Origin of the sequence: Dactylosporangium sp. NPDC000521, from assembly GCF_042898305.1 — a bacterium.
In the GTDB taxonomy this organism is placed as follows: domain Bacteria; phylum Actinomycetota; class Actinomycetes; order Mycobacteriales; family Micromonosporaceae; genus Dactylosporangium.
This window is the reverse complement of record NZ_JBIAYW010000004.1, coordinates 279,634-294,105: the sequence shown is the minus strand read 5'-3', so window position 1 is coordinate 294,105 and position 14,472 is coordinate 279,634. Positions and strand designations below refer to the sequence as shown.

10 protein-coding genes are annotated in these 14,472 nt (G+C 65.3%); 7 read left to right on the top strand and 3 right to left on the bottom strand.

Translation table 11 applies throughout. The features are described 5' to 3' along the window. Positions 1 to 246 precede the first annotated feature (246 nt). A complete protein-coding gene (locus tag ACFY3L_RS15465; protein WP_389323158.1) occupies positions 247 to 3,840 on the bottom strand; it encodes a hypothetical protein in 3,594 nt (1,197 codons plus the stop codon). A gap of 501 nt (positions 3,841 to 4,341) precedes the next feature. Between ACFY3L_RS15465 and ACFY3L_RS15460 the strand changes: the two genes are divergently transcribed. Further along, complete coding sequence (locus tag ACFY3L_RS15460; protein ID WP_389323155.1) at positions 4,342 to 5,439, top strand: hypothetical protein; 1,098 nt, start codon at positions 4,342 to 4,344, stop codon at positions 5,437 to 5,439. A 360-nt stretch (positions 5,440 to 5,799) separates the two neighbouring features. Here ACFY3L_RS15460 and ACFY3L_RS15455 read toward each other — a convergent pair whose 3' ends face one another. Beyond that, positions 5,800 to 7,947 (bottom strand): hypothetical protein, encoded by a 2,148-nt coding sequence (locus ACFY3L_RS15455; protein WP_389323153.1) that lies wholly within the window; start codon positions 7,945 to 7,947, stop codon positions 5,800 to 5,802. Positions 7,948 to 8,972: 1,025 nt separating this feature from the next. On the opposite strand from ACFY3L_RS15455, the gene ACFY3L_RS15450 reads away from it, so the two are divergent. From ACFY3L_RS15450 to ACFY3L_RS15425, 6 genes are all read left to right on the top strand, one after another. Further along, the gene (locus ACFY3L_RS15450) at positions 8,973 to 11,132 is read left to right on the top strand and encodes a hypothetical protein (RefSeq protein WP_389323151.1); all 2,160 of its coding nucleotides are present in this window, start codon (positions 8,973 to 8,975) and stop codon (positions 11,130 to 11,132) included. Between the two features lie 241 nt (positions 11,133 to 11,373). Next, positions 11,374 to 11,550, top strand: a complete 177-nt coding sequence (locus ACFY3L_RS15445; protein ID WP_389323149.1) for a hypothetical protein — start codon at positions 11,374 to 11,376, stop codon at positions 11,548 to 11,550. 66 nt (positions 11,551 to 11,616) lie between these two features. Next, entirely contained in the window at positions 11,617 to 12,207 is a 591-nt protein-coding gene (locus ACFY3L_RS15440; protein ID WP_389323147.1) for a hypothetical protein, read from the top strand. A gap of 108 nt (positions 12,208 to 12,315) precedes the next feature. After that, positions 12,316 to 12,462 carry a hypothetical protein gene (locus ACFY3L_RS15435; protein WP_389323145.1) on the top strand — a complete coding sequence of 49 codons (147 nt, stop codon included), beginning with the start codon at positions 12,316 to 12,318 and terminating at the stop codon, positions 12,460 to 12,462. Between the two features lie 86 nt (positions 12,463 to 12,548). Beyond that, on the top strand, positions 12,549 to 12,788 hold the full coding sequence (locus tag ACFY3L_RS15430) for a DUF6289 family protein (protein WP_389323143.1): 240 nt from the start codon (positions 12,549 to 12,551) through the stop codon (positions 12,786 to 12,788). A 123-nt stretch (positions 12,789 to 12,911) separates the two neighbouring features. Next, positions 12,912 to 13,337, top strand: coding sequence for a GNAT family N-acetyltransferase (locus tag ACFY3L_RS15425; protein WP_389323141.1), 426 nt, complete (start codon positions 12,912 to 12,914; stop codon positions 13,335 to 13,337). Between the two features lie 92 nt (positions 13,338 to 13,429). Here the strand turns inward: ACFY3L_RS15425 and ACFY3L_RS15420 are convergent, their stop codons facing one another. Then, a complete protein-coding gene (locus ACFY3L_RS15420; protein WP_389323139.1) occupies positions 13,430 to 14,464 on the bottom strand; it encodes an MBL fold metallo-hydrolase in 1,035 nt (344 codons plus the stop codon). Between the last annotated feature and the right edge of the window lie 8 nt (positions 14,465 to 14,472).

Below are 14,472 nucleotides of genomic sequence, written 5' to 3'. Positions count from 1 at the left end.
ACATGCATGATGGACCCCTCCGATCATGTCGGCCGAAGCTTCAACCACCAGCGTTCAGCGGCGAATCAAGCATGGCCCACACCTGCGTTGCGCTCGACCGCACGTAGCGAGACGTCTTGGGACGACTTACACGTCCGCCGGGAAAATAGCCTGCTTGGGCGCCGCTCCACTCCTTGTATCGACCTCAATCAATGTTCTATCCGCCGCGTCGCCATTGGCTAACCGCGTAAGGCTGGAAGAGGGTCATTAATACTCTTCCGCTTCTTGTAGTAAAGCACGTTGAATACGCTGGTCAATTTCTTCACGGATAGTGCTGAGCCACTCGATAAAGCGTGGGCCCTCGGAGCTGCTCATCCATGTTGCAACAACGGCCCGCCGGCCCTGCAGATAAGTTGACTCTGGGCCGGTCCAGAAGTTTTCTGGATAGATGAATCGAAAGGCGGCACGTGCTCCTACGACTTCGTCAGTGCTTTCAAGTACCAGCAGGCGGATTAGATCATTGGGTTCGCCCGAGAAATCGACGTGCGCAGGAAGCTCTCGCCAGCGACTCTGATCGAGATTTCTGATGGCGCTTAAAACCTCTGCAGGAGCCTGAGTGGCCATTCTAGAAAGGAGGTTCGCGCGGTCAAGCCAGAACGCGTTTAGGCCGGCTGGACCATCTCCCGGCACGATTAGCTGCATCAAAGCTTGTACCGCTTTTGGTGAATCCTTCACAAGGATGTTGTCAAGCAAACGAAGGTCATGGTCGCTCGGAAAAGACTCTAGGTTCGAAAGTAGCTCTACAACAATCTCCACGTCGTCGGACGCTGAAAGGCCGAGGCGCGACAAGATCCTCTCTCTGTACAGCGCACTTCGCGATCGCTCTCTTCCGCCGAACTGTGAAGTCCCCATCAATATTGCACGTGCCGTTTGTACAACTTGGGGATCTACCTCTTGCTCTTCGTGAGCGTCAAGCCACTGGCTAATGATTCCAAGTGCATGCTCGACCTGTACGGCGTCCCCCTCGGCGGCCAGCAATGACGCAATCTCAGAAAGTTGAGCAGCGGGAAGTTCACGCGCCCAAGCTCCATACAGAAATCTTCCCAAGTCCGCAGCACTTACTGCCTCGCTGCGCACTGCGTCAAGCACGATCGTTGCCAACTCGGGGCTCGCACTGAGCATATGAGCAGCGCGTGGAATCAAACGCGCGAGTGGTTGGCTCAGCCACTGCCGAAGTCGTTGGACAGCCCATTCTGCCCCATTCGCGCGAGCCATTCCGGCGAACGTCCCGAGCGTGGCTCCATCCAGGGTTGGCGTAGCAGCTTCAAGGATGGTAAGCAATGCCTCACTCGTGCCCTTTCGCGCGACAAGGTCGAAAACAAGCGTGGCGGTTTGGGCGTTGCTGTCCTCTGCTTGTCGAGCGACAGCAATAGCGTCCTCAGCGGCAGAATCGGCTATGGCATCTACGACTTCAACCAAAAGTGCGCTGGGCTCCGCAGTCGCAGCATCCTCATATAGTTCCCATGGATCCTTATTGAGGACCAAGGCAATTTTCTCAGCGATCGAGGTGCCTACGATCTTGCCGTGAAGATCCGAAAATCGGATAGCGATGTCCTCTGGCGGCGAGTCATATTCAAGCAGGTGCTCAATGGCCTGTGCGAGAAGCACGCGGGATTTAGAGGGCCAGGCGATTTGCGGAAGAGTAGACAGAATATCTTCTGTTAGACCGCGTGCTGCCGCGGTGCGAAGACCCTTCGCGAGTGCGGCAGCTACGTCCTCCAAGTTGCTTCCCTTAGAGGCGGTTTCGAATAGCAATCCCCACGCTTCGCGCCGGGCCGAAATTTCCTCGCCGATTGTTTTAGGTCGCCATTCCAGCAGGGCGTTTCCCAAGGCAAAGTCAGTCTGAGTGCGCATTTCATTCCAGCCAAGTCCTTCAGCCAAACCTTCGATTATTAGTTTGGCTGCTGCTGGGAACCTTAGGAGAGCATTTCGGCACCATGCAATGCGCTGAGAGTATGAAACTGTCGTGCCGCCGAGATAGACCTGGAACAGTGATTTGAGAACGCCGGTTGCGTTATTGCTCCACGTTTCATTCTCTGCAATGGCGAGTTCCAATAAAGACGTAGCTGCACGTTCGAAGGTTTCCTCAGACCAGAGAAGGACCTCAAGTGCTTCGACTACTCCACGCCTCGCTCTGCCCTGTAGAACAACGAGTTCATCTGCCGTGTGGGACGCGAATGCTGTCTCTATCGCCTTCATCGCGGAGCCGGGGTTAACGATCGCCGCGACGTGGATGAGCCTTGCGGAGCCCTCGTCCACGTCAGCGAGGGCTCCCGTGATGAAAGGGGATGAGCCGAGGGCGAGTTCGAGGGCGCGACCAACTATGCGATCGCCGGTGAAGGACTTCATCTGTGACAGCATGCGATCGCGAAGCGTTTCTGAAAGCCCTTGGAGCGCAACCGTAAGTGCCCTTGGATTGCCGTCAATATAATGCGCCGCCAGCCAAACGGCTAGGAGTCGGGGGGATATCTGCCTGAAGCGTCCGGCTGTGGAAACAAATCGTCCGGTTTCGCGGTCGACCACGTTTCGGAACTGTTCTTCGCTGATTCCTAGAACGCTGCAAGCCTGCTGTGTCTCGATGGCGTATTCGCCGTCGAAGCCCAAGCGGTCGAACATCGCCAGGCCGCCCAGAAGTTCGACGTCATTATTGTTATTGAGCATGGATGAAAGAATGCCACCCACGGATTCTGTTCTCATTCGTTCGAGTAGATGAGCGCCGGGCGCGGCGTGTGCAATGGAGTCGGCGAGGACATACGCTAACTTCGGGTACCCTTCTGTATATCGCGCCACAAACTCAGCATTGGTCTCAGACAGACCTACAGACAACGCAATCGCTTTACTGGCCCCGGCTTCGAGAGGTCGAACCTCAAGGAATCTGGAATCAGATGCCGATTGCATTCGACTGTATCGCGGACCAATCGTGATTAGCCGTATTCTGCCTTCTGCGAGATCGACAAGGCTTTTAATTTTCGCTCGGTCTGCGGCCCCGCAGTCGTCGAGAACTAGGATCAGGCTGCTTTCAGGATTTGAGACAATTGCAGTGATTAGGCTACTATTTAAGACATCGGGTGTTATCGCGACCAAGGCTCGTTCGCTAATACCGGGTTCAGATAGAGCCTCTAGTACGAGTCGGCTTTTTCCGACGCCGGTGTCGCCGTAAAGATTTAGGGTAGATTCCGATGCTAGCTCGCTTTGGACATGCGCCCGAATGGCTAATGTGTGCTTTTCGCGCTCTTCGTCGGGTTGATAGTCTATATGAAATCCCTGGCTTCGACGCCAGGTGGTGATATCGATCAAGCCGCCGAGCGGAAACTCTGGAATCAGCGCTAAAAGCGCGCGGTTGGCATTGAATAGACGCTGAATTTCATCGCCGAAGATGAAGGTGACTTTAGCGTCTGGGCGAATACCTTGAACGGCGCTTAGAAAGTCGTCTTGGACCGACTTTCTGGAAGTGTCGGACGGATCGTTCGTCCAGAATAGAACGTAGTCGTGGCCGTTCTTGATCGCTTCAATTAACCCGATGTTGGCGGGTTTAATTTCTTTACTGGCGCTCGGTACGCTTTTTCCGCTTTTGACTTGCCATACCTGCGGTCCGATGGGCAAGATGGTTTTGGAGTCTGTTGGGAAGTAGGTGCGACCGTCGACTCCTTGATCTTTGGCTTTCACTCGACCCGACATCGAAAAATTTCCCACGCCTAATCTGAGGCGGCTGGCCTCGGCCTGGATTATCGAGCGCGCAAGCTGGACTGCGCGTGCCTCATCAAGTTCGCGGACGTGCGTGATGATCTTGATTTCCGACATCTCGACACTCCTTTGGAACCGGCGGACCGGATGAGGCTACCTCCGCGTGACGACGAGGTTCATACAACATGTCAAATGTTGCATTCGTCTGCTTTGGGCGTTTGACGTGCCGTCACGCTTGCTTGATCGCGGTCTACCGGTTCAAGTAGGCCAGCGTTAGCTCTACCAACCGGCGTGAACCCTGCTCGCGGTCCCTTCGGGGTCGCTCGCTGGCGGTTGGTGGATTCCTCGCGCACGGCTTCGCCGTGCTCCCCAGTGGGGGAACTTCGCTCCACCCACACCCCCTCAACCCAGGCGCGGGGTGCTCTTGTCGCGTTGGGTGCTGGGTTTGTCTGTGGTGAGCGGTTGCCCTTCGACGTTGATCGTGCGGTTCGTATGGCGCATCGTGCGCTTCACCGAGTGCCTTACCTGCGAGTATGCGGGTGGCGGACGATGCAGTGCGCGAACCACCAACTGGTTGGGCGATGTTGTCCGGGTTGGCGATCGGGCAGTCTGCGCGGCATGTCGTTCGACGTGGTGAACACCTTGGTCGGGATGGATCTCGAACCTCGCGGGGAGCGGTGGGGAAGCCTGTCGTATTGCGTGATCGATGCGGTCTGGTCTGTTGCCGCCCGCTACGACCAGGTCGTGGTGCCGCTCGTCCGGCGCGTGGCCGAACGGAACGGTGACGGTCATCCGCTAATCGATGCGTCCCTGCCTCTGCCACCGGACCCACTGCCATTGCCGGCGCTGCTTGAGCGTTACCCGAGTGCTGCAGCGCTGAGGTGTGACACGAATGGCCAGCTCACCTCGACCAGGGGCGGGATCACGAAGGCAGACGCCGTGCGGCGTTATGCGGAGGTGCTCGTCGATCACGAGGTGACTGACCTGGCCACCGCGGAAAGCCTGATGGACGACGGAAAGCGTTGGGACGAGGTCGACCAGGCGTTGGCCGCGGTTCCGGGCGAGGGTCAGTACGGTGTGCGGCGGGGCTATCTGTGGATGTTGTGCGGCTCCGAGCAGATCAGCAAGCCGGATCGAATGGTCCTGCGGTGGCTGGACCGGCACGGTTGCGAAGTCACCGTTGCCGAGGCCCGCACCGTCCTGGAACGCGCGGCCGAGGAGCTGACCGTGCGCCTGGGCCGGCCAGTGACGCCGTGGATGGTGGACCGCGCTATCTGGAAGGCCGAGCGTGCGCGGCCGGCGATTGGGCGCGTGACTGCGATCGGGTTCGATGTGGCTGGCTGGCCGCCGATCAAGAACGAAGCGACTTCGCTGTTCGCTGCCCGGCATCCACAGCGTGAGCGGGTGGAACGCCTGCTTGTTGCGGCGGCTGCGGCGGCGGGGGAGGTCGGCTGGACTGCCGTGACCGAGGACATCGCGCTCGACGTAACGGTCCGGTCGCCGATGCCGCGCCCGCTCGGCGATGGGACGAACTTCCTCGGTGGCATCGCTGATGTGTTGCAGGGCAGGCAGGTCTCCCCGAATCTCGACCTGTCCCACCTTGGCGAACTCGGTCGTGTGGCGCTGTTCGCCGACGACCGGCAGATCCAGCAGATCATGTACCGGGTCGTGACCGGCGACGCCCCTTCCTATTCGGTGCAAGTCACAGTGCTTTAGCGCCCGGAACGGTCGTGAGTCTGGCTATCGAGTTGCCCGCCACCATGATCACCCGGTTCGTATGGTGCATCGCGCGATTCACCGGCACGTTCACCTGTGGGTTCGTCCTGAGCGGGTGACGCATTGTGCGAACCGGTGGCGTCGTTCGGCTGGGCCGCATAGGTAGGTGGCTCGCTGCGGCCCGACCTCTACCGGCAACGTTTGCCGCTCATGGGGGCCGCACCAAGTGACGGTGCAGCAAGGTAGGTGTGCATCGAGAGGCTGAGGTGGAGCGTTCAACCGGCTGACCTTTGAGGCTATTGGCGTCTACGCCTGGCCGGCGGTTCGTCGCCGAAACCGATTCGTGGAGGGTTGGGCGTGTTAGTTGTGCCACCAGCGCGGTCTCAGGCCGGCAACGTGGCGACGCGCGGTTTCGTCGCCCGCCGCCGCAAGCTGCCGCAGGTCGCTATGGCGGTTCTGCTCGGCGAGCAGGTGGACGAGCTGGATTCGAGCGTCACGATCACCAGCGGCGGCAGCGGATCGAAGATCGTGCTCTCTGTTCTGCTCCCTCATGAGCTGGGCGATCCTGCGCCGGGCGCTGATCGCACCCTCCGTTGCCAGTAGGCGAAGGTCTCCCTCTCGTCCCTGTCGGGCGAGCAGGTCGACGAGGAAGTCGACAGTGTGCTCGTCAATCCCAAGCTGACGGAGTTCAGTCTCACGGCTCTGGACGGCTAGGAGGGACGCCAACGCACGTCGAGCATTGTGCCGAACCGCGTAGTCTTCGGACTCCATTAACACACGTACCTCATCTTCGCGTCCCTGGTCAGCAAGCATGTACGGCAAGTAGACGCGAGCCGGTCCGGGACCCTGTTCATCCCACTCGCGCAATTCCAACTCTCGGCCGTGCCTGGCGAGCAGTGCGGCGCACTGGTGAGGTCCGTCATAGCCACCGATTTCGCTCAGCTCGTCAAGCACTTCGATTGCCTCGTCAATTCGTCCGGCTTCCTCCAGCACGGTTGCAAGTGCCGTCATTGCGATGGGTGCACCGTTTGCGACGAGCGTGCGAAGTTCAGTCTCCCGGCCATCATCCGCAAGTATTTCGGCGTAGAACAGCTCGCCTATTTCGTCCCCCGCTGCAGCCAAAGCCTGCAAGGCTTCCTTTTGCTTTCGGTCGTAGAGATCCTCGACCAGATCTGCCCAGGCATCGCTGTGGTCGTCAATGGAGCCATATTTGCGGGCCAGACTCAGTGCCTCGTCCACGCGATCCTCGCGCAGCAGCAGATCGAGCAGCCCCCACCGAGCCGCTTCGTCCCCGTGAGTTGCACGCTGTCGCAGTTCGTCCTCGTTCCGTTGTTCGACGAGTGCAGCAGCGAATTGCCAGCTGATGGGAGATTGAGGGTCGGCATACCTGCGTCGAAAGAGGACCAGAGCGTGCTCAGTCAGACCTCGGATTCGAGCGCTGTCGGCGAGGCGATCGAGGTCATTCGGATCGTGGACATGTAGGGGCAACAGGTCCCATAATTCGTTCGGGACAACGGTGTAGTACCTGCGCTGTGCGCCCTGTTGCTGCAGGTAGTCGGCGATGTCGTAACCGCCGGCGGAGCCTACTACCGGTCCGCGCAGCCGATGCAGTGCACGTACCCCGCCGCCCAGGTCCTGGGTTGCATATTGCATTGCCATGGAGCACCAGTCGGCGGGCGCGTCGGCAAACTGTTGGTCAGTAAGATAGGCAGGTGCGATAGCACTGAGCATGGCAGTCGTAAGTGGAGCCTGGATGCCAATTCTGCGGATGTCGATGCTTGCCGTCAGTGCGGCCCACCCATAAGGATACGCCGTTTCCGCGTCTAGCCAGCGGCTCATGAGGCGAGGTGCCCCTGCTAGATTCTGTGTGAAGCCGTAGCGAGTGTCGGAGAGCGCGACCGCGAACGATTGGTCGGGATCGTCGACTACCACGGACTGTGCTCGGTGCCTTTCCTCTGGACTGAAACGGGTCGGCACCCGAATCGCTGGACCATATGCCAATGCCAGCACAGCGCGAGCGTCTCGCCAATCGTCGCGCGCTGCTCTGGTTTCCGTTTCCGCATGCGAACGCGTGTTGGGTTCTTGCGGCATGCGTGTCATGTCGCCGTGCGGCCCAGACCATACGAGATATACGACCACAATGGGGCCGCCCTCGGTCGAACGTCCGATGCGTGGCCCGCTTCTGAGTAGGGTCAACACCTGAGTGCGCGTCAGCCCTCCCGGCGCGAGGAACCGCACCGTTGGTGTGTCGTCGATCAGAATAAGTGTATTTCCTGGTATGCTGGAGTAGGTAGCTGTGAGCGCCTCTGGCGTGTCCACAAGAAGTACTTTCCAGTGCGGCATGATGCTCTGAATCGCCTGCCACAGACTGCGTGATTTTCCCGTCGATGAATCGCCGACGATGACCATCATCCCCCCGTCAGTCATCGCCGCCAATAGCTGCCGTCTTAGTTCGGCATCGTGGTCGCGCATCACATAAGGTGGATGTTGCCCCTTGGTGCTGTGCACTCCCATCTCTTCGGGCCGGCAGTCCTTAGCCGATACGAGATACCATGGTTGGTGCGGCGTGGATACTTTTGCCTGGTTTTCCGGCTCAGGGCGTCTATTTAGTGGGTCGTTCGACGGTTGCGCGCTTTCTACCAGTCCGACCCAGAATCCTTTTTTCTGTCGACCAGGCCCATCTCCTGCCCATTCTGCCCAAACTTGGACAAGTGCCCAAACCAGGTCGGCGTCCCGTGGTGCCCGCCCGTCGTCCGCCAGCCATTCACCGATCCGCCGATCGTCCAACCTAACGTGATGCCGACGTTGGGCGTGCTTCGCCGCAGCTCGCCGCGACCAAGGCTCCCCACGCGCCTTCTGTGCCTCTACAGCACGCCGTTCCAGTGACCGCAGTTCCTCCTGCAGCCGGCATAGTTGCGGTCGCGGCCTTGGCATTGAGTAGGCCTCCTTGCCCTCCCGTCCAGGTTGCCCGCATTGGACGGTGCGGGCAACGCCTCGGAGCAGCAGCGTAACGATCAGTTCGCCCGCATGCACCGACTCACCTCCCGCTTGCCGGTTGCCACGCGCAGCCTGTCGGCGACCGTTTGCCGACACTCAAGGGAGTTTTGAATGAAGGAGCGAGACCGAGACCGCCGGGGCGGCGTAGCGTGGACGGCCGTCGCCGCTGCCATGGTTAATGCCATCGTTGCCGGTGTGTGCCGTGCGTTCGTGGACCGGTTCCTCGAACGTTGACGCCGTCCTGACGTGCTGGGCTGCTTCGTTCAAGACCGGAGCAGCCCTGTAAACGTGGTTCGCATGGCTGGGGAATGTCGCCCGGCTCCACCGCACAGTTGACTATGACGGCTTCCTCGCCTGAGACACGTGGATTGGCACCGTGCAGAGCGCGATGCCCGACAAGTCACAGTGCAGTAGCCCGGCGACTGGCCCTGAGGCCGATGATTGTCGCACCGGGAATCATGATCGCGCGGTTCGCATGGTGCATCGTGCGCTCCACCGTGCCGGCCCCGGCCGGCTGTCGAACGAACGGGGGCCGCATGCTCGAGAAGCTGCTCATTTCCAGGACGTTGCGCGTGCCGGCCAGCACCGGTGCGGCCGGTGACGGCGCCGCGGTGGCCCGGCAGCTGGACGCGGCGCTGCTCGACGCCGGGTTCTCCGCGTCGCGGGCGCTGCTGGAGCACGTCGGTGGCCTCGCGCCCGGGCCGGCGATGGATCTCGCCGCGACGGTGGTGTCCGCGGTACGGCAACTGGTGGGCGACCATGTCCAGCACAACGCGTACTTCATCGGCTTCCCGCACGACGTGCCGGACACCGTGGAGTTCTGGACGCAGCGGCTGCGCGCGGCCGTGCTCGCCGGCGGCGGTGAGGCCTCCGACGCGCAGCTGCGCGACGCCGTGCGCTCGGGTGGCGTGAACCTGCTCGACCTGCCGGGCTACGGCACCTACCAGCACACGTATGCGGAGCTGCTGGCCGCGCACGACGCGCTGATCGCCTCGGCCGGTGACCGGCTGACGCTGCTGCACCTCGGCGACACCGCAGCGGTGGAGGCGGAGCGGCTGTACCTGGCCCTGGCCGGCAGCACGACGCCGCTCGGGGAGGCGGACCTCGCGCTCCTCGGCGAGCTGGCGGTCGCGTGCGTGGACGGCCCGCAGCCGGAGACGATCCCGGTGCGGGAGCACCGGGCGGTGCTCAACGGGGTCCGGCTGGTGCTCGGCCGGCCGCTGGTCGCCGTGGACACCACGACCGACGTGCTGCGCCTCGCCTGCCAGGTCTCCGGCGGGGACGTCTCGCTGGCGGCGCCCACCCGGTTCCGTTCCTTCCGGCGCCCGGAGCGGCGCGTCCTGCTGGGCGCGCTGGACCGGGTCGTCGCCGGCAACCAGGACAGGCTCGGCGACGTCGCCCGGTACGCCGAGCGGTGGAAGCGGCTCGGCGAGCGCCTGCACCCGCACGAGCACGGGCAGTGGCCGCACGCGCAGGCGGTGTTCGCGGTCGCGCGCGGCGAGCGGCGGGTGCGCAACCTGGCGGGCCGTGCGGAGGCGGCGATCGGTGCGGGCGCCGTCGGCGCGGCGGCGTCGGTGCTGTCCGCGGCGCCGGGCATGCTGCTGCGCTCCGCGGACCGGCTGCTGCGGCTGGCCTCGCCGGCGGAGCAGGCGGTCGTGGTCGATGCGGTCAGCGGTGCGCTCGGCTCGGCGTCGGGGCGGGTGCTGTGCTCGCTGCGGGAGCATGTCGGCAACCGGCTGGCGCCCGTGTCGGCCCGCATGTACGCGAACCGGTCGCGCCGCGCATGGATCGGGCCGGACGAGCGGCCGCCGCTGCCGGCGGAGCTGGTCGCGGAGCTGTCGGCGCTGCTGGACGCGCAGATCGCCGCGCGACTGCCGGAGCCGGTGCGGCCGCTGCTGGTCGACCCGGACGTGCTCGACGTGGCGCTGCCGCTGTCGGGCAAGGCGGCGGAGGGTGGCTTCGCGGTGCTGCCGCGCGGCTCGCGGGCGCCGGTCGCGGGGGAGCTGCTGCGGTTCTTCACCTACTGGCGCCAGACCAGCCGCCGCACCGACTTCGACCTGTCGGTGCTGCTGCTCGACGACGACTACCACAGCGCCGGCCAGGTGTCGTGGACGAACTACCACCACGAGGGGGTGGTGCACTCCGGTGACATCACCGACGCGCCGCACGGCGCGACCGAGTTCATCGACGTGCCGCTGACGATCGGCGCGCCGTTCGTGGTGCCGCAGGTGCACATCTACTCGGGCGAGTCGTTCCAGGAGGTCGCCGAGTCGATGTTCGGCTACCAGACCCGCGCCCTGGACCAGCGCGGCGCCCCGTTCGACGCCCGGACCGTGCGGGCCCGCTCGGACCTGCGCGGCCAGGGCCGCATCGCCCTGCCGATGGTGTTCGCCCGGGGCGAGCGCGGCTGGGAGGCGGTGTGGCTGCACCTGTACCTGGAGGGCCGCCCGTCGTTCAACCGGGTCGAGCAGCACACGTTCACCACCGCCGACCGGGTGCGGGCCCTGATGGAGCGGCGCTACCTCACCGTGGCGTACCTCGTGGACCTGTGGCGCGACCGGGCCGGCGTGACCACCTGGGACGGGCGGCTCCCGGACGGTCCGGTGACGTTCATCGGCATTGACGCGCCCGAGGGCCTGCCGGCGGGCTCGGAGGCCTACACGCTGGACAGGCTGCATGAGCTGATCCCGGCGTGAGCGGCGACGGCCGAGGCCATGTGGGCGCTTCCTGCTTTCCGTTCGATTCGGGAACCTCCGCGTAAGCGGAGGATCTGGTATTCAGCGTCCACGCTTTCCTCGCCCGCCCGCCCGCCCGCCGTCCGGGCCCGGGGGTTTCTGGACCACGAGTGGTCCGGAGCCGTTCACGTCGATGGCATCGGTCGACCGGTCCGCTCGCGTGGACCGGGGACATGACTCTGGAACCTGGAACCGCCGGCGGGTGCTGGGCACCCCGGCGGCCGTCGCGGCCGGTGCCGTCACGGCGTCCGCGCTGCCGGCCACGCCGTCCGTCGCGTTCGTGCCCGACGGCCGGCCGGTGCTGACCCACGGCGTGCAGAGCGGCGACGCGTTCGGCGGTGCGGCGAACATCTGGCACCGGGCCGCCCGCTCCGGGTAACGCGGCGGGCCGGAGATCCGCCCCTTCTGCACGGGCATCGTCCGTCCGCGGGAGGGGTGAGGTGGCGTGGGGATGTTCGGCCTGTGGCCCGGACCGCTCCGGCGGCGTACGGCGTCCGCGCCCGCCACGCGCGACGAGACCAGCGGCGATCCAGGCGATGCCGGCGACCTCCTGCACCGGCGGGCGCGGGAGCTGGCCGCGGCGACCGACCCCGAGGCGCGGGCGCGGGCCGCGACCGAGCTGCGGCACGCGCTGCGGGACCTGTGCGACCTGGCGCTCGCCGGCGGCACGGGCGTCGCCGACCTCGGGGCGTCGGTGCGCGGGCTCGCCTCGGCCATGCCGTTCCCCGTCACCGTGACGGTGGACGTCGGGCCGGTGGCGCCCGCGGTGGCCGCGACCGCGTACGCCGTGATCTGCGAGGCCCTTGCCAACGCCGCCGGGCACGCGCACGCGCGGCGGGCGGTCGTCACGGTCCAGCGGCACGGCCCGACGGTGCAGGTGGCCGTGGCGGACGACGGCGACGGCGGCGCACGGCCGGTCATCGGCGGCGGGATCGTCATGCTCGCCGCCCGGGTCGCGGCGCTCCGCGGCCTGCTGCACCTGGACAGCCCCGCCGGCAGCGGCACGCACCTGACGGTGGAGCTCCCGGCCGGCTGAGCCACCGCGGCCTCCACCCCGGGCGGGAGAAGCTGCCGGCGCGATGGGAGCTGTTCGCGGCGCGTTCAACGGGGCGCCGCCACCGCCCTGCTGGCGACCGGCGACGCGATGATGCGGGCCGTCGTCTACCACAGCGACGACCTGGAGATCTCCGAGCAGTTCGACGGCACCACGGGGTACGAGCGCAGCGTCCACAACCTCACCTGGAGCTACGCGTCCTGCCTGTCGGCCATGCGCGCCCGCGCCGCACTCTGAAGGGTCCCCGGCGCGCTGGCGCATTGTGGTGCGGGGCGCGGGCGCCGATGATGGTCACGACATAGACCATTGTCGAAGGGATGGACATGATCCGTCGTTCGCTGCTCGCACTGCTGGTCACCGGCGCCGTGATCGCCGGCACCGCGACCCCCGCCGGGGCGATCCCGCCGCCCCCGCCCGGCGGTGACCTCCTCATCGTCTTCGCCTACTACGCCGACGCCGCGAAGACCCAGCTCATCGGGCAGTCGTGGACCGGCTGCGGCCAACCCGCCGGCAGCTGGGGCGTCACCTCGGGCGTCAGGCAGGTGTTCTTCACCCCCTGCTGACGGTCACGCTGCATCGCGGCGGCGCCTGCGCCGGTCCTCTCGAAGGCGCCGCCGCGGTCGCCGCGACGCGGTGCGGCCGGTGCCTGACCGGTGCCGGGTCCGTGCTCGCATAGACTCCGCCGGGTGATCGTGCGGATGGGCGGAGCGGCGGATGCGGCGGCGCTCGCCGGGCTGCGGGGGATCGGGCCGGACCAGTTCGAGGCGTACGCGGGATGGCTGGCCGCCCATGCGGAGACGCACCTGCCGTTCGTCGCGGAGGTCGACGGGGCCGTGGTCGGGTGCGCCTTCCTGTTCGTCGCGGAGCGGGTGCCCGGCGACGGGGAGCCGGACCGGCGGTTCGGGGACGTGCAGTCGGTGATGGTCCGCGAGGAGCACCGGAACCGGGGCATCGGCGGTGCGCTGATGGCGGCGATCCTGGCGGAGGCAAAGGCGAAGGGGCTGTTGCACGTGACCGTCCACTCGGGACGGCGGGCGGTCGACTTCTACGCGCGCAACGGGTTCAGCCACCACCGCCAGCTGCTGCTGTGGGAAGCGGCGGCAGGGTCGTGAGGGCATCGGCGGCCAGGCGGAAGCCGGTCACGACGGCCGGGTCCCAGTTCTGGTCGGGGTGCCGGCGGGAGACGGGCCGGACCGGTTCGAGGTCACGCCGGGTCGTAGCGACGCACTCCATCGGCGTCGATGGCCTTCAGTCGCCTCTGGGCCACGAGCAGGTCGAGGTGGGCGGCCGTTTCGGCGACGGCGAGCATCTGGTTGAAGAGGTCGAGGTCGGTGAAGGAGCGTTGACGCCTGGTCCAGGTCAGCCGACGCGCCGCCTCATACGCCGTCGCTCCGTCCCGCGCGACCGCGCAGGCATGGTCCAGTCGCTCGGCGTGATGGTGCAGGAGTTCGTCGACGCGCGTGTGGACGCTCGAGCCGACCGGGCCGTGCGCCGGCAGCAGCCGCTGGTCGGGCAACGACCGGACCAGCCGCAACGAGTCCAGATAGTTGCCCAGTGGGAGCGCCGCGGCAGCCGCTTCGAAGCCGATGGACGGCGTGATGTGGGGAAGGATGTGGTCGCCGGCGAACATCAGCTGTGCGTCGCGATCGATGAATACGACGTGCCCACGGGTATGTCCAGGGGTCGCCACCACCCGGAGGGTCCTGGTCGGCAGCATGACGTCCGTTCCGCCGGCCAGCCAGTCGTCCGGCGCCGCCCAGTCCGCCGGATCATGCGGCGCCAGCTCAGCCCGCGCGCGGAGCGCTTCGACGATCTCGCCTGCGCCGCACCGGATCAATGTCTGCCAGTGTCCGGACATCGGCTGACTGCCGGGAGTCGACAGCGCACGGATCGCGGGTTCCTCTCCCTCGCCGAGGCTCACGGCCGTGCCGAACTCGCGCCGCACGGCCACCGCCATCGCGTAGTGGTCCCGGTGCACGTGCGTCACGAGAAACCGCCGTACGTCCCCGAGGCCCGCGTCCAGGGCGGCCAGAGCCGCATCCAGTGCCTGTCTGGCCTCGGCGATGGCCCAGCCCGAGTCGACCAGCACGAGGCCGTCGCCGGTGGCCAGGGCGTACACGTTCACCGATCGCAGACCGTCCTGCGGTAGCGGCAGCGGGATGCGATACACCCCGGTGGCCACCTCGAACACGCCCGGACGGGTCCAGTCCGAGGTCACATCATCGGACTCGACCCGCATTGCCGCTG

What these genes read in the sequence shown, in the direction of transcription:
- ACFY3L_RS15465 (WP_389323158.1), bottom strand. Translation starts at nt 3,840, where the DNA reads ATGTCGGAAATCAAGATCATCACGCACGTCCGCGAACTTGATGAGGCA.
- ACFY3L_RS15420 (WP_389323139.1), bottom strand. Translation starts at nt 14,464, where the DNA reads ATGCGGGTCGAGTCCGATGATGTGACCTCGGACTGGACCCGTCCGGGC.
- ACFY3L_RS15460 (WP_389323155.1), top strand. Translation starts at nt 4,342, where the DNA reads ATGTCGTTCGACGTGGTGAACACCTTGGTCGGGATGGATCTCGAACCT.
- ACFY3L_RS15435 (WP_389323145.1), top strand. Translation starts at nt 12,316, where the DNA reads ATGATGCGGGCCGTCGTCTACCACAGCGACGACCTGGAGATCTCCGAG.
- ACFY3L_RS15450 (WP_389323151.1), top strand. Translation starts at nt 8,973, where the DNA reads ATGCTCGAGAAGCTGCTCATTTCCAGGACGTTGCGCGTGCCGGCCAGC.
- ACFY3L_RS15430 (WP_389323143.1), top strand. Translation starts at nt 12,549, where the DNA reads ATGATCCGTCGTTCGCTGCTCGCACTGCTGGTCACCGGCGCCGTGATC.